The organism is Arthrobacter sp. SO5 (assembly GCF_020532805.1).
GTDB lineage: Bacteria > Actinomycetota > Actinomycetes > Actinomycetales > Micrococcaceae > Arthrobacter.
In genome coordinates, this window is record NZ_MQTQ01000031.1 from 1 (window position 1) to 15,231 (window position 15,231).

Below are 15,231 nucleotides of genomic sequence, written 5' to 3' on the forward strand. Positions count from 1 at the left end.
ACCACCGCCAGCGTCCCCCGGCTCCGCCCCGCGACGGCCCCGGACACCAGCCCGCCCACGCCCGCGGCGAGGCCGCGCACGGGGGTCCGGATCAGGGCCTTGCGGAACGGCGTCAGGTCACGGGTGTCGCGGTAAAGGACGGCGTGCTGGGGTGCGGATTCTGCGGGTCCGACGCTCATGTAATCCATGCTAGTAGGCTCTGGGCATGGCTGAACCCTCTGACAACTCATCCGCTTCCGGAACGCCCGCCCCCGGGGCCTCGACGCCGGAGGTCAGCGACGACTTTATCCACCGGCGCCACACGCTGCCGTCCGGACTGGACTACACGACGACGACGGGCCGGCTGGTGCTGCGCCGCGAAGAAGTGAAGGACGGCAAGGCGGACGGATTCAAGGCCAAAGCCGAGATCTTCGTGGTCAGCTATGTGGCGGACGCCGCCGCCGGGGCCGGTCCCGCAGGCCAGCCCGCCCGGCCTGCCGCGAACCGGCGCCCGGTAGTGTTCGCCTTCAACGGCGGTCCCGGCTCGTCCAGCGTCTGGCTGCACATGGGGCTGCTGGGCCCGCGGATAGTGGACAGCGGGGACGTCGGCAACCTCACCCCTGCGCCCTACGGCGTCGTCGACAATCTCGAAACCATCCTCGAACACGCGGACCTCGTCCTGATCGATCCGGTGAACACCGGCTTCTCCCGTGTTGTGGAGGGCGGCCCGGCCGAGGAATTCCATGCCTTCGTCGAGGACCGCGACCTCGTGGCGGAGGTGGTCCGGCTCTGGACCACCCGCAACAACCGCTGGCTCTCGCCCAAGTACCTCGTGGGCGAGTCCTACGGGACGCTGCGGGCCGTGGCGGTGGCCAAGCGGCTCTTCGACGCGTACGGGATGTCCGTCAACGGCCTGGGCCTGATCTCCACCGTCCTGAACCTCTCCACCCTGAGTTTCCAGCCGGGCAATGACACCCCGTACGCCCTGCACATCCCCACCTACGCCGCGATTGCGCACTACCACGGCCGCCACCCGGGCCGGGAGCTCGCCGAGGTGGTGGCGGAGGCGGAGGCGTTCGCGGGCCGGGACTTCGTCTACGCCCTGAGCCAGGGGTCCCGGCTCAGCGCGGAGGAACTCGACGGCGTCGTGGCCCGGCTGGGCACGCTGACCTCCCTGGGCGAGGACTTCATCCGCCGGACCAACCTGCGGTGGACCTACGGGGAGTTCGCCGCGGAGCTGCTGCGGGAGCAGGGCCTCACCGTGGGCCGGATCGACGGCCGGTTCACCCAGCGGCCGGACAACCGACAGCTCTCCGAGAACTGGGACGACCCCTCGCTCCGGGCGATCCACGGCCCGTACGCGGCAGCGGTCAACCACTATCTGCGGGCCGAGCTCGGCTACGAGAACGATCTCCCCTTCGAGGGCGCACCGGTGGACGTCACCGCTGACCTGGAAAGGCTACTCGCCTACAACGCGGAGCTGCGCGTCCATGTGGACTACGGCTACCACGACGGCGCCACTCCGCACTTCGCCGCAGAGTACGTCTGGGCGCACATGGACCTGCCGCCGGAGGCCCTCGCACGGTTCACCCACCACTATCACGAGGCCGGCCACATGATGTACCTGAAGCCGGAGGCCCGGCGCACCCAGCTGGCGGCGCTGCGGGAGTTTGTGACCGTCTAGGCCGTGGCGGGCCCCAGCCACACACGGGAGTAAGCGGGCAGGAACGCAGCGCAGCGGCCGTGATGGCTGTCCGGCCGCACTCAGCTAGGCAGCGGCGGCGGCCCAGAGACCGATCACCCACGTGCTCGCGGCGAGGCAGGCAAGCCCGAACTCGGCGATCATGCCCAGGCCGGTGGCCTTCAGCGCCGCCCAGCTGGACGCCACGGCGGTGCGCAGTACGCGCGTGCGGTGCAGCTCGCTGAGCAGCAATCCGGCGGCGAAGCCCACAAACAAGCCCACGACCGGGATGATGAACATTCCGACCACGCCCAGGACCAGCCCGGCGATGACCGAGCGGCCCGGGATCTTGTGCTCCCTGAGTCTGCGGCCCGTCAGGACCGCGCCGGCCGCCATCCCGGCCAGGACAAAGACCAAGCCAATGCCGAACACCACCCAGCCGGTGGTTCCGGCGCCGCCCCAGATGGCCCAGGCCAGCAGGCTGAGTCCGATCAGGGTGCTGCCGGGGAGCACAGGGATGATGGTGCCCGCGACGCCGACCAGGATGGCGAGGCCGCAAAGAATTGTCACAACAGTCTCGGGGTTCATTGCCCCAGTCTATGGTTCGGGACGGCGGCTGCTCGGCGGCTACTCGGCTTCAACCGCGGCGGCAACCGCGGCGGCAACGGCCGGAGCCACCCGCGGGTCCAGCGGGCTGGGCACGATGTAGTCCGCGGAGAGGTCTTCCTCGGCCAGGGCGGCGATGGCGCGGGCCGCAGCCAGCTTCATCGCCGGGGTGATCCGCCGCGCGCCGGCGTCGAGAGCTCCGCGGAAGATGCCCGGGAATGCGAGAACGTTGTTGATCTGGTTCGGGAAGTCGCTGCGCCCGGTGGCGACGACGGCCGCGTACTTGCGCGCGACCTCCGGAAGGACTTCGGGATCCGGGTTGGACAGGGCGAAAACGATCGAGTCCTGGTTCATCAGCGCCAGGTGCTCCTCGGCCAGCTTGGACGAGGAGACGCCGATGAACACGTCTGCTTCGAGCAGCGCGTCGGCGGGGCCGCCGGAGACGTTGCGCGGGTTGCCGCTGCTGGCCAGCTGGGCCTTCTTGCCGGCGGGATCGGCGGCGATGTCCGCGCGGCCGCTGTTGATGACCCCGCGGGAGTCCAGCAACACCACGTCAGTGATGCCGGCGGCCAGGAGCATCTGGGCGACGGCGATCCCGGCCGCGCCGGCGCCGGATACCACCACCCGCAGCTTCTCAAGTCCGCGTCCGGTCACCTTCGCCGCGCCGGTCAGGGCGGCGAGGACCACGACCGCGGTGCCGTGCTGGTCATCATGCATGACCGGGCAATCCAGGGCCTCGATGAGCTTGTCCTCGAGCTCGAAGCAGCGCGGTGCCGAGACGTCCTCGAGGTTGACGGCGCCGAAGCTCGGGCGCAGCCGGACCAGGGTTTCGACGATCTCGTCGACGTTGGTGGTGTTGAGGACCAGGGGGATGGAGTCGAGGCCGCCGAACGCCTTGAACAGGGCGGACTTGCCTTCCATCACGGGCAGCGACGCGCTCGCGCCGATGTCGCCGAGGCCCAGGACGGCCGTGCCGTCACTGACGACCACAACGAGGCGCTGGGCCCACGTGAGGGTCTTGGCGAGTTCCGGGTTGGCGGCGATGGCGCGGCTGACCTGGGCGACTCCGGGCGTGTAGGCGATGGATAGGTCGCGCTTGCTGGCAAGCGGCACGGTGCTGGAAATCGACAGCTTGCCGCCCTGGTGGGAGGCGAAGATTTCCTCGTCACTGAGTGCGGTGAGGGGCTCGGCGGGGGAAGTGGCGTGGGCGGAATTCATCGTTTCAGTGGACACGTCGTTGTCTCCTGGGGCTCACCGTGGCATACGGCTCGTGGAAGCTCAAGCACGGGGATGCTCAAGATGGTCGGGGGTCCTCGGCCGCGGCCCAAGGTTGGCGGGCCGGCGGTGAGGCTCCGGTGTGTACTGGCGGCATGGCCGTTCCGGTTCTGCAATGGTAAACAAAGCTGCGGGCAGGAGGCGTGGCACAGGACACAGTCGGAGCCCTGGTGAAACGTTCCCCCTGGCTTATATGTGAGTCACATCACCAGAATGTGGCTCTTTCCGCCAGCCGAATCCCGGATTGGTCTAGACCGGTTACGCCGCTTCCCTGCTCCGTGTCAGCAGCCAGCAGGCCCGCTTCAGGTCTTCCTCTGCCTCGAAGAGCGAGAGCCGGCGGCAGCGGACGGACTGGACCAATCCGGTGACGGCCAGCAGCAGCACCCTCGAGATGGCGGCATCGCGGCTGACGGAAGTGACCGCGGCCTCCGCGGCGGAGTCAATCTCGCGGAGCAGCCGCGTCGTGTCCGTGTCCTTGACGTAGACGGCCTTGTTCAGGCACTGCTCGACGGCGGGCTGCATGAGGCGCATGTGAAAGATCTCCATCACGACGCCGGCAACGGCGTGGGCCGTGACCCCGCCGGCATCGCCGCCCGCGGACTGTCCTGCGGACCGCCCTGCCGAGCGTCCTGCCTTCCGGTTGGCGGAGCTGGCCTCGGAGGCGGCACCGGCGGACGCACCCGGGGAAGAGTGGGCCGCCAACAGTTCCGCGAGCTGCTTGCGGTACAGGGCGAGCACCAGCTGGGTCGCAGAGGGAAAGTACCGGTACAGGGTGCCGAGCGGTACATCGGCCTTGGCCGCGACCTCGGAAAGGACCACGGAGTCCAGGCCCTTGCGGGCAAACCCGGCGGCAACATCCAGGATCCGGGTGCAGCGGAGCCTCTGCCGGGGCAGGGTGGGCGGAGGGGCCATCGGTGGAAGTTCTGAGTGGAATTCAGGCATCAGCAGCGTTCCGGGGTCGGTATTCTCGGCAGCCGGGAGGGATTCCCCCGCAGCGCTGCCGCGGCAATTGCCGTCCACTATACGGCACGCTCCCGGGCGGTAAGCCGGTCATATGAAGCCCCCGGGGAACCCGGGCGGAAGCTGGCTGAAGTCAGTCCACACCCTTGATCTTGACGACAAAAACGGCCCCCAGCAGTCCGATCACCGCAGCCGCCACGTACAGCGAGACATAGCCACCCCACAGCGTCACGAAGGGGAAGGCGATGAGCGGCGCGAGGACCTGCGGCAAGGAACTGGCGATGTTGATGACCCCCAGATCCTTGCCGCGGCTCAGCGCGGTGGGCAGTACCTCCGTGATGAGGGCGAAGTCCACGGCCAGGTAGCAGCCGAAGCCGATTCCCAGCACGGAGGCGCCGACCAGGGCGCCGGTCCAGGTGGGGGCGAAGGCCAGGATCAGCGACGCCACCGCGATGATGGCGGAGGAGGTGATCACGAGAGGCTTGCGCCTCCCCATCCGGTCACTCAGCGGGCCGCCGATGACGCTGGTGATGATCACCATGACGGCGTAGAGGCCTGTCAGGATCAGGACACCGAACTCCGGGGCCATGCCCTGCGTTTCTTCAAGGCGGACCGCGTCCTTGAGGAAGAACAGCAGATAAAGGGTGACCATGTGGTTGCCGATGTTCACCAGAAGCCGGGTCAGCCACGCCCAGGCAAAGTCCGGGTACAGTGCGGGCGAGATCCAGAACCCCTTCACGAAGGCGGCCAGGCTGAGCGGCGGCCGCGCCTGTGCGGGGAGCGGGACGTCGTCGTTCGTGAAGAAGTACAGCACGACGCCGGCAAGCAGCGCCACGGCACAGACCAGGTAGCCAACGGCGAAGTTTCCCGTGACGGCTGCCGCGATCACCGCACCGATCAGGATGCCGACGGTCTGGCCCATCGCCGCCAGGCCGCCCACCGTGCCGCGCTGCGGCACCGGCACCCGGTCAGGGATGGCTGCGGTGATGGCGGCGTAGGCGCCGTTGCAACCGGCCTGCACGAGGCACCAGAGCAGGGCCATGATGGCGACGTTCGGCGCCCCGCCCAGGGCGATGAGGGCCGCGGCTCCCAGGATCGCACCAAAGAGCACCCACGGCACGCGCCGGCCCATCCGCGAGCTGGTCCGGTCGCTGAACGCACCGAAGAGGGGGTTGGCCACGAGGGACACAGCGGCACCCGCACCGGTGACCAGAGCCAGGATGGCCTCCTTGTCCCCTTCGCTGAAGGAGGCTGCCTGCTGGCCGAGGAGAACCTGGATAGGGCCGAAAAAGGCTGCGTTGATGCCGACGTTGACCAGCACCACGCCCGTGGTCCAGACGGGCCGGACGCGTCGCTCCGGTTCGGCGAGCGCCAAAGCCTCCGGGCCCGCCGCGGCATTGCCTGCGGGGGAAGGGTCCGGAGCTGCTCCGGGTAGGTCGGACAGGCTCATGTGGTTCCCCCCGGAACTGATGGTCAGGCTGAAGATCAGTGTGTGGGGCAAGACTACCGCGGCGAATCCGGCTGCGGTGGAACCGATTGAGGCAATTCCGGCGCCGGCCCGTAATGTCATCTCCGATCCTCTGACCTGGAGGAATCATCTGCACTCATTCCAATGGGGGAATACGTTTTGTTGTCATCACTAACGGGTCATGGCGCCCGTATCAAAGCCGCCGGGCTGGCTGTTGCCGCCGCCCTGGCACTTGGCGGCTGCGGGACCGGGACCGGGACCGGGACCGGGGAAACTGCCGCCACGGCTGATGCCGCCCCGGCTACGGACCACGCCGTCGTCGTCAGGGTCATCGACGGAGACACCTTCACGGCCACCGTTGGCGGCGAAGAGAAGACCGTCCGCCTCCTGAATGTGGACACGCCGGAAACGAAGGATCCCAATGCCCCGGTCGAGTGCCTGGGCCCGGAGGCCACCAAGGAGCTTGAGCAACTCCTGCCGGTAGGCACCACGGTCAGGCTGGAACTCGACGTGGAGCCGCTGGACAAGTACGGCCGGACCCTCGCCGGCGTCTTCGGCCCGGGTGACGTGCTCGTCAATGCCGAGGTCGCCCGGCTGGGCCTCGGCGTCCCCGTCGTCTTCGAACCCAACAAGAAGTTCTATCCGCCGGTAGCAGCCGCCTTTGACGAGGCCAGAACCCGCGGCGCGGGACTCAACTCGGCCTCGATCGCCTGCCTTCCGGCGCAACAGATTGAACAAGCGGCCAAGGCAATCGAGACGGCGGTGGCCGGACCGCTCGCCGGAACGGCCGAAGACCTCGACAAAAGCCACGATGGCCTGGTCACCGCGCTCGCCACGATCACAGCACTGAAGGCTGCTGCCAGCGCCAAGAGCCACGTCCACTGGGGCGCCTACAAACCGGACCAGCTGGGAGGCCTGCTGCGTCGCCTGGACTCGGCGGCAGCCGCGGGGAACGCCAGGCAGACGGCGATAGCGGCCAAGAAGAAGGATCTCGAGGGTGCCGCTGCTGCCGAAACTGCCCGCCAGGCGGCCGCGGCCTCTGCCGAAGCGGCGGCCGCAGCGGAAGCCGAACGCATCCGGAACCTTCCGCCGGCTCCGCCACCCTATGTCCCGCCGGTCTATGTTCCGCCCGTCCCGGCGCCCTATGTTGCGCCGCCTGCCCCGGCACCCAATCCCTACCCGGGATACAACGGTCCTCGCTGTTACGCCCCCGGTGGCAAGACGTGGACACCGTGTAGTAAGAAGTAGTCCAAGGCCCCGGGACTCGTGGATCCACCATGGATCTGCGAGTCTCGGGGGTAACGTCCGCACCAGAGCCAGGGAGAACCAGTGTCCGCAGCTGCCGTCAACACCGCCGACCTCTTCGATGAACGGGGTGAGGAACTCGAGTCCGTGTCCGTGCAGTTCCAGTCCCTCGGCGGCCATTCGCACTTCAGCGGGCCGGTCCGGACCGTCCGGTGCTTCCAGGACAACGCCCTGGTCAAGTCCACCCTCGCAACCGCCGGAAACGGCGCCGTGCTGGTGGTCGACGGCCGCGGATCCCTGCGCACGGCGCTGATGGGGGACCTGATCGCGGCGAGCGCCGTGGCGAACGGCTGGGCCGGCGTCGTCATCTACGGTGCCATCCGCGACCGGCAGGCCATCGCCGGGCTGCCCCTCGGGGTCAAGGCGCTGGGCAGCAACCCGCGCAAGAGTGCCAAGACCGGAGCCGGCGAGACTGATGTGGAATTGCAGATCGACGGCGTCACCGTCCGCCCGGGCGCGATGATCTGGTGCGATCCGGACGGGATCCTCCTGGAGCGGTGACGCTCCTGCAGGGACCGCAGTGGAAGCTGGCCGTCCAACCGGGAACAATTCAGCAACTAACATAGTTACTGCAAGCAACCTTCCTGCTTGATCCCCACCCTTCCCCCGGGAGCAGTCATGTCCAAGACCACCTCTGTGCGCGCCGCCGGAGAGGTTCTGACCCATCGTCAGACCATCACAGTCATGGTGGGCCTCATGCTCGGCATGTTCCTGTCCTCTCTGGACCAGACCATCGTGTCCACCTCCATCTACACCATCGCCAACGACCTCGACGGGCTCTCCCTGCAGGCCTGGGCCACGACGGCGTACCTCATCACCTCCACGGTGAGCACCCCGCTCTACGGCAAGCTCAGCGACATCTTCGGCAGGCGTCCCCTGTACCTCACGGCGATCCTGATCTTCCTCGCCGGCTCGCTCTACGCCGGATCGGTCCACTCCATGACCGAACTCGCGATCGCCCGCGGCATCCAGGGCCTCGGCGCCGGCGGCCTGCTGGCCCTCGCCCTGACCATCATCGGCGACATCGTGGCCCTGAAGGACCGCGCCAAATACCAGGGCTACTTCATGTCCGTGTTCGGCATTTCCTCGGTACTGGGGCCCGTGATCGGCGGCGCGTTCGCCGGTGCGGAGACCATCCTGGGCACCGACGGCTGGCGCTGGGTGTTCTTCATCAACATCCCCATCGGGCTCGCTGCCCTCACCGTGGTATTCCTGTACCTGCACCTGCCGGCCAAGCACGTGAAACAGAAGATCGACTACTGGGGCGCCGCCGCCATCACCCTGGCAATCGTGCCGCTGCTGCTCGTGGCTGAACAGGGCCGCAGCTGGGGCTGGACCTCCGCCGGTTCCCTGCTCTGCATCGGGCTCGGCGTGGTGGGCATCGTGGCGTTCCTGCTGGCGGAGCGGCGTGCCGGCGACTACGCGCTGATCCCGCTCCGGCTCTTCCGGAACATGACGTTCGGCCTGTCCTCGCTGCTGAATTTCATCATCGGCGTCGGCATGTTCGGGGCCATTGCCATGCTCCCGATGTACCTGCAGCTGGTGAAGGGCCTGACCCCCACCGAGGCCGGCCTGATGATGATCACCTTCACCGTGGGCATCCTCACCGGTTCCATCACCGCGGGCCGGACCATCTCGGCGTCGGGGACCTACCGGATCTTCCCCATCCTGGGCAGCGCCATCCTGACCGGGGCCGCCACAGTCATGGGCCTCTCGCTGGGAGTGGACACCCCGCTGTGGGTTCCAGGCGCCATCGCCGTGTTCTTCGGCCTGGGCCTGGGCTTCTGCATGCAGCCGCTCACCCTGGCTATGCAGGTCTCCGTGCCGGCGAAGGACATGGGTGTGGGAACTTCCTCGGCCGCGTTCTTCCGCTCCATGGGCGGCGCGGTGGGCACAGCCGTGTTCATCTCGATGCTTTTCAGCCTGGCAGCGGACAAGGTGGCCGCCGGCATGAAGGAGGCCATGCGGAACGCGGACTTCCTCAAGGTCCTCAAGGACCCCGCGGTGGCCGGCGACCCCGCCAACGCCCCGCTCTACGCGTTCTTCAAGAACGGCGCGGGCAACGATTCGCTCAATGACACCAGCTGGCTGCACCAGGCCAACCCGGCACTGACGCGCCCCATCACCGAGGGTTTCGCCCAGTCGATCGACGCCGTCATGCTCACAGCCGCCGTCCTGACCGGCATCGCCTTCGTGATCAGCTTCGCCCTGCCGAAGAAAAAGCTCACGGACCCGAAGGCGGCTGCCGCCGCCGAGTCCGTCCCGGCCCACTAGGCGCCGCACAGCGGGCGGCGCCCGCGAAGTGTATGCTTCATCTCACTTTTGCCCTCGGAGCAGGCGCCGCGCGCGCCGCGGTGGAAGACTGGGTGGTCGCGGCGCGAGCCGCGGACCGCCAACATGCATGCCGAGGGAGCCAGATGACCACCACGCAGGACCAGACTGCAGCCAAGATCCCCCAGCGGGTCATCTGGCTGGCCGTGGCGGGCGCCGTGGGCGGCTTCCTCTTCGGCTTCGACTCGTCCGTGGTCAACGGCGCCGTGGACGCGATCAAGGACGAGTTCGCCCTGAGCGAGGCCGTGACCGGGTTCGCCGTGGCCGTGGCCCTCCTCGGCTGCGCGGCCGGGGCCTACCTCGCCGGCAAGATCGCCGACCGCTACGGCCGGATCCCGGCGATGAAGCTCGGAGCGCTCCTGTTCCTGGTCAGCGCCGTCGGCACGGGCTTCGCCTTCGGGGTCTGGGACCTGATCTTCTGGCGCCTGGTGGGCGGCCTCGGCATCGGCCTGGCCTCGGTGATCGCCCCCGCGTACATCTCCGAGATCTCACCCCGGCACGTCCGGGGCCGCCTGGCCTCGCTGCAGCAACTGGCCATCACCACGGGTATCTTCGCCGCCCTGCTCTCGGACGCGCTTTTTGCCAACTTCGCCGGCGGCGCGGACCAGGCCCTGTGGCTCGGCATCGAGGCGTGGCGCTGGATGTTCCTCGCAGGCGCCGTGCCCGCCGTCGTCTACGGCTGGATCGCCTTTACCCTGCCGGAATCCCCGCGTTTCCTGGTCTTCCAGGGCAAGGACGAGGAAGCCTTGAAGATCTTCCAGTCCATCGCGCCGAACGAGGACACGGACCGCCACCTGCGCGAGATCAAGAAGGCCATCGAGGACGACAAGGTGGCGGGCCAGAAGGGCTCCCTGCGCGGCAAAACCCTGGGCCTGCAGCCCGTGGTGTGGATCGGCATCATCCTGTCCGTGCTGCAGCAGTTTGTCGGCATCAACGTGATCTTCTACTACTCCACCACGCTGTGGAAGGCCGTCGGCTTCCAGGAGAAGGACTCCCTGACGATCTCCGTGGCCACCGCGATCACCAACATCCTGGTCACGCTCGTGGCCATTGCCCTGGTGGACCGGATCGGCCGGCGTCCCATCATGCTGGCGGGTTCCATCGGCATGGCCGTCTCGCTCGGGACCATGGCGCTGGCCTTCGGCTCCGCGACGGCCCCGGGGGACGGGATCTCCCTGCCCGGTGCCTGGGGTCCTGCCGCCCTGGTCGCCGCCAACGTGTTCGTGATCAGCTTCGGCGCATCCTGGGGCCCCCTGGTCTGGGTACTGCTCGGCGAAATCTTCCCGTCCCGGATCCGCGCCCGTGCCCTGGGCCTCGCCGCGGCCGCGCAGTGGATCGCCAACTTCGCCATTACGCTGAGCTTCCCGGTGATGGCCGCAGCCTCCCTGCCAATGACCTACGCCATGTACGCGCTGTTCGCGGCGGCGTCGTTCTTCTTCGTCAAGTTCAAGGTGCCGGAGACCAACGGCATGTCGCTGGAGCAGGCCGAGACGCTCTTCGTCCCGAAGGGCTCCGCCAAGTCCTAGGCACCGCGTCAGCGTTGCCGCGGCACGCGGAGCGACGCTCTATGACGTACATCACCTACAATCTCTCTCAGGGCCGTGCTCCACGGTTGACGAAGCCATCAGCCACCTTCACCAGTGAAGGCCGGGGACCCGCGGCGGCACCTGAACCGGCTTACCGGCCCACGGCAGAGAATGAGGACCTTCAGTGCAGAACTTCCCAGGAGTAGGCGTCAGTCCCGGCCGCATCATCGGAACCATCCGCCAGATGCCCAAACCCGTCAGCGAACCGCCCGCCGGGGAGCAGCTGCCGGCCGGCGTCACGGCTGAAGAAGCCACCGCGGCCCTGAAGACGGCTTCGAGGACCGTGCACGATCAGCTGAATGCCCGGGCCGAAATCGCGAGCGGCGACGGCAAGGCAGTACTGGAAGCCACCGCACTCATGGCGACGGACTCCATGCTCCTGAAGTCGGCCGCCAAACTGATCGGCCGCGGCACCTCCGGCCAGCGCGCCATCTGGGAAGCCGGCTCCTCCGTCTCGGAAATGTTGCACAACCTCGGCGGCTACATGGCCGAGCGTGCCACTGACGTCCTGGATGTCCGGGCCCGCATCGTGGCCGAACTGCGCGGCGTCCCGGCCCCGGGCATCCCGTCCTCCCCCACCCCGTTCATCCTGGTCGCCGAGGACCTGGCCCCGGCGGACACCGCCACCCTGGATCCGGAGAAGATCCTGGCGCTGCTCACGGCCGGCGGCGGCCCGCAGTCCCACACGGCGATCATCGCCCGCTCCCTCGGGCTGCCCGCCGTCGTCGCCGCGACCGGCGTGGACCAGCTCCCGGACGGCACCGAGGTCTATGTGGACGGCGCGGCCGGCCTCATCACCGTGGACCCCGACGACTCCCAGCGGGCCGCCGCCGACCAGTGGGCTGCCACTGCGTCGCTGCTGTCGGCCTTCAACGGAACGGGCGCGACGGCGGACGGCCACCTCGTCCCGCTGCTCGCCAACGTCGGCGGGGCCAAGGACGCTGTGGCCGCCGCCAAGCTCAACGCCCAGGGCGTGGGGCTGTTCCGGACCGAGTTCTGTTTCCTGGAACGGGACACCGAGCCCACCGTGGAGGAACAGGCTGCCGCGTACAAGGGCGTCTTCGGCGCCTTCCCCGGCAAGAAGGTGGTGCTCCGAACGCTCGACGCCGGGGCGGACAAGCCGCTGCCCTTCCTCACCGACGCCACCGAGCCCAACCCGGCCCTCGGCGTCCGCGGCTACCGCACCGACCTCACCACCCCCGGCGTGCTGGAACGCCAGCTGCAGGCCATCGCCCGGGCGGAACGGGAATCCGAGGCCGACGTCTGGGTCATGGCGCCGATGATTTCCACCGCGGAAGAAGCAGCCCGCTTTGCGAGGTTGTGCGCGGAGGCGGGGATCAAGACGCCCGGCGTCATGGTGGAAGTCCCGTCCGCCGCCCTCACCGCCGAGGCGATCCTGCGGGAGGTGGACTTCGCGAGCCTGGGCACGAACGACCTCACCCAGTACGCCATGGCCGCCGACCGCCAGCTCGGCCCCCTCGCGGCCCTCAACACGCCCTGGCAGCCGGCTGTGCTCCGGTTGGTGCGCCTCACCGTCGAGGGCTCCGCGGCGGAAGGACACAACAAACCCGTCGGCGTCTGCGGCGAGGCCGCGGCGGACCCGGCCCTCGCCGTCGTCCTGACCGGTCTCGGCGTCACAACGCTGTCCATGACCGCCCGGTCCCTCGCAGCCGTGGCAGCCGTCCTGAAGACCGTCACCCTGGCCGAGGCGCAGGAACTGGCCCGGCTGGCCCTCTCTGCCCCGACCGCCACCGAGGCCCGGGCCCTGGTGCGGGAGAAGCTGCCGGTACTGGAGGAGCTCGGCCTCTAACGGGCCCGTCAGGAACAGTGGCGGTACGGCCCTGCCCTGGGCGTTAGGATTCAGCCATGGCTCTGATTGCACCCCGGGTGACGGCCGGCCTTCCGGCCGAGGACGCGCAGAAACTCAAGTACGCCCTCAGCGGCAGCGACGACATCACGGTCTTCGTGGACGGCACCGTCCACCGGCTTCCGCCTGATGCGCGGGACGCCGTCGTTGATCTGCTGGGCAGGTTCAGCCGCGGGGAGTCCGTGACGGTCAGCAGCGTCGAAGAAATGCTGACCACCTCGAAGGCGGCGGAACTGGCGGGCATCTCGCACACGTACCTGCGGAACATGACGGACCGGGGCGACATCCCGGTGGAATACCGCGGCACGCACCGCCGGATCAGGCTGGCAGACATCATGGCCTGGCTCGAACGGCAGAAGAAGAACAGTCCTGCCGACGGCGGCCCCGGCGGCACCACGGGCCCTGAGGATGACGCTGCGGGCGCCGCCTCGTGACCGCGTGATAAGGATCAAGCAACGATCGCGGCCCTGCACGGAAACGCAAATAACACCGGGGTTAGGCTTGGATGGTGGGTAAGTTCAGAGGGTGGCACATCGTGGCCGGCATTGCCGCCATGGTGCTCACCGGCATCCTCGGAACCGTGATGGGGCTGAACAACACGGCGGCGTTTATGGCCAGCTGTGTCGCGTTTGTGGCGGTCGCCATGTGGATGGACAGCCGGATCACGCTCCGCAGGAGAGAACGAGCGCGGGAGGCGGCGCGGGAGGCAGCGCGGCAGGCGCAGGAGGCGGCAGGCCAGCCCGAAGACGGGGCCACACTGGACGTTGAGCAGCCCAAACGCGAGGGCTCCGGCGGTTAGGGCCTGCGCCCGCTTCCGCTAGATGCGCGGCCGGCCGGCCCAGCGCCGGGCTTTAAGCGCCGCGTGCAGCTCCAGCCGGACCATCCCCTTGAGGGGGTCCACACCGAGGAGCTGACGGATCCGGCCCAGCCGGTTGTAGATGCTGCTCCGGTGCAGATGCAGCTTGTTCGCCACCTCCTGGACCGAGCCGTCGTTGTCATAGAACAGCTCAAGCACCGGCAGCAGCTCATGGTTCCGGTCGTGATCCTCCAGGATCCGGAAGTACACCGAGCCGGAGTCCGCCCAGGCCCCCGCACCGCCCCCGGCCGAAGCCAACAGCTGGTACAGGCCCGTCGACCGGCAGTCGACGAGTTCGCCCAGCTGGGCGTCCACGGCGGCCGCCTGGGCCGCCTGCCGGGACTGCCGGTACGCCTCGGCAAGCTCCCGCGGCTTTGCGACGCCTTCGGAGGTGCCCAGGATGATCCGCCGGACGGGACTCCCCGAGCGCTTGGCCAGCTCCAGCTGATAGTGGACCAGCACCTGGGCATGGTCAGCCCGGCCGGTCGATTCCTTGAACAAGACGACTGCGTGGGTCTCCGTGCCGGCGCTGAAGAGGGCGGCGTCCACCCCGATGGTGGCCTGCAGCGCCGCCGAGCGGTGGATCAGCGTGGCGGCGATCGGATCCGAGCCTTCAGCCCAGCCATCGGCGTCCAGCACGGTCACGAGCTGCCAGGGCCCGCGGCCCTGGACTTCCTTCCAGCCCGCGACGGCCGCGACGGCGTTGGCCTCGCCCCGGCAGGCGGCCAGGAATTCCTGCTCGCGGCGGCGGCGGAACTCCGATTCGGCCGTGTTGGAGTCCAGCAGCAGGGCTGAGAGCTGCTCGAGTTCACGCGCCACCCCGGGCAGCTGGGCGAGGACCGACGTCGCGTTCGGTTCGTCGGCGTCCAGCTGGACCCACAAATACCCCACCCGGAAGCCGCGCACCAGGAGGGGGACGCAGACGCGGCCCAGCATGCCCAGGTCCGCATTGGCCGGCACCACGACCGGGCGCACCGCCGTCGCGATCCCGTGGGAAAGCTGCCACGCGCTGACGTCCGTGGGCACGCGCTTGCTGAGCAGGAAGTTCACCCGGACACGGTCGGCGTGGGACTGGTGGGAGCTGTAGGCGAGCAGCAAGCCGTCGAGGTCCTCCAGCGAGAGGCCCCGGCGGAGCTTCAGCGCCACCTGCTCCACAAGCTGCTCCACGTCCTGCTGCTGCATCCTGCCAGAGTACTGCCCGGCGCGTCCCCGGAGCGAAAGGCACGACGGCGACGGACGCGCGGACAGCAGGCGACACCTGACGCTTCACGATTCGACAAATGTCGACGTAGTGAATTCGAAAACCGCGCCTTCCTG

13 protein-coding genes are annotated in these 15,231 nt (G+C 68.6%); 8 read left to right on the plus strand and 5 right to left on the minus strand.

What is annotated here, in order from left to right:
- Nucleotides 1-205: 205 nt before the first annotated feature.
- Complete coding sequence (locus BJG92_RS05520; RefSeq protein ID WP_232083024.1) at nucleotides 206-1,663, plus strand: S10 family peptidase; 1,458 nt, start codon at nucleotides 206-208, stop codon at nucleotides 1,661-1,663.
- An 84-nt stretch (nucleotides 1,664-1,747) separates the two neighbouring features.
- On the opposite strand, the gene BJG92_RS05525 is transcribed toward BJG92_RS05520, so the two are convergent.
- From BJG92_RS05525 to BJG92_RS05540, 4 genes are all read right to left on the minus strand, one after another.
- The gene (locus BJG92_RS05525) at nucleotides 1,748-2,248 is read right to left on the minus strand and encodes a DUF456 domain-containing protein (protein WP_232083025.1); all 501 of its coding nucleotides are present in this window, start codon (nucleotides 2,246-2,248) and stop codon (nucleotides 1,748-1,750) included.
- A 39-nt stretch (nucleotides 2,249-2,287) separates the two neighbouring features.
- Nucleotides 2,288-3,484 carry an NADP-dependent malic enzyme gene (locus BJG92_RS05530; protein ID WP_232083057.1) on the minus strand — a complete coding sequence of 399 codons (1,197 nt, stop codon included), beginning with the start codon at nucleotides 3,482-3,484 and terminating at the stop codon, nucleotides 2,288-2,290.
- Nucleotides 3,485-3,799: 315 nt separating this feature from the next.
- Nucleotides 3,800-4,453: a helix-turn-helix domain-containing protein gene (locus tag BJG92_RS05535; protein ID WP_374199759.1), complete on the minus strand. Its 654-nt coding sequence runs from the start codon at nucleotides 4,451-4,453 to the stop codon at nucleotides 3,800-3,802.
- Between the two features lie 181 nt (nucleotides 4,454-4,634).
- A complete protein-coding gene (locus BJG92_RS05540) occupies nucleotides 4,635-5,951 on the minus strand; it encodes an MFS transporter (protein WP_232083058.1) in 1,317 nt (438 codons plus the stop codon).
- 180 nt (nucleotides 5,952-6,131) lie between these two features.
- Here BJG92_RS05540 and BJG92_RS05545 point away from each other — a divergent pair, with 180 nt between their 5' ends.
- From BJG92_RS05545 to BJG92_RS05575, 7 genes are all read left to right on the plus strand, one after another.
- Nucleotides 6,132-7,217, plus strand: a complete 1,086-nt coding sequence (locus BJG92_RS05545) for a thermonuclease family protein (protein WP_232083027.1) — start codon at nucleotides 6,132-6,134, stop codon at nucleotides 7,215-7,217.
- Nucleotides 7,218-7,298: 81 nt separating this feature from the next.
- Entirely contained in the window at nucleotides 7,299-7,775 is a 477-nt protein-coding gene (gene rraA, locus BJG92_RS05550; RefSeq protein WP_232083028.1) for a ribonuclease E activity regulator RraA, read from the plus strand.
- Between the two features lie 117 nt (nucleotides 7,776-7,892).
- Nucleotides 7,893-9,548 carry an MDR family MFS transporter gene (locus BJG92_RS05555; RefSeq protein WP_232083029.1) on the plus strand — a complete coding sequence of 552 codons (1,656 nt, stop codon included), beginning with the start codon at nucleotides 7,893-7,895 and terminating at the stop codon, nucleotides 9,546-9,548.
- Between the two features lie 143 nt (nucleotides 9,549-9,691).
- The gene (locus BJG92_RS05560; RefSeq protein WP_232083030.1) at nucleotides 9,692-11,131 is read left to right on the plus strand and encodes a sugar porter family MFS transporter; all 1,440 of its coding nucleotides are present in this window, start codon (nucleotides 9,692-9,694) and stop codon (nucleotides 11,129-11,131) included.
- A gap of 184 nt (nucleotides 11,132-11,315) precedes the next feature.
- The gene (gene ptsP, locus BJG92_RS05565; protein ID WP_232083031.1) at nucleotides 11,316-13,001 is read left to right on the plus strand and encodes a phosphoenolpyruvate--protein phosphotransferase; all 1,686 of its coding nucleotides are present in this window, start codon (nucleotides 11,316-11,318) and stop codon (nucleotides 12,999-13,001) included.
- 56 nt (nucleotides 13,002-13,057) lie between these two features.
- On the plus strand, nucleotides 13,058-13,492 hold the full coding sequence (locus BJG92_RS05570; RefSeq protein ID WP_232083032.1) for a helix-turn-helix domain-containing protein: 435 nt from the start codon (nucleotides 13,058-13,060) through the stop codon (nucleotides 13,490-13,492).
- 74 nt (nucleotides 13,493-13,566) lie between these two features.
- Nucleotides 13,567-13,857, plus strand: a complete 291-nt coding sequence (locus BJG92_RS05575) for a hypothetical protein (RefSeq protein WP_232083033.1) — start codon at nucleotides 13,567-13,569, stop codon at nucleotides 13,855-13,857.
- An 18-nt stretch (nucleotides 13,858-13,875) separates the two neighbouring features.
- On the opposite strand, the gene BJG92_RS05580 is transcribed toward BJG92_RS05575, so the two are convergent.
- Complete coding sequence (locus BJG92_RS05580) at nucleotides 13,876-15,096, minus strand: CdaR family transcriptional regulator (RefSeq protein ID WP_232083034.1); 1,221 nt, start codon at nucleotides 15,094-15,096, stop codon at nucleotides 13,876-13,878.
- Nucleotides 15,097-15,231: the final 135 nt, after the last annotated feature.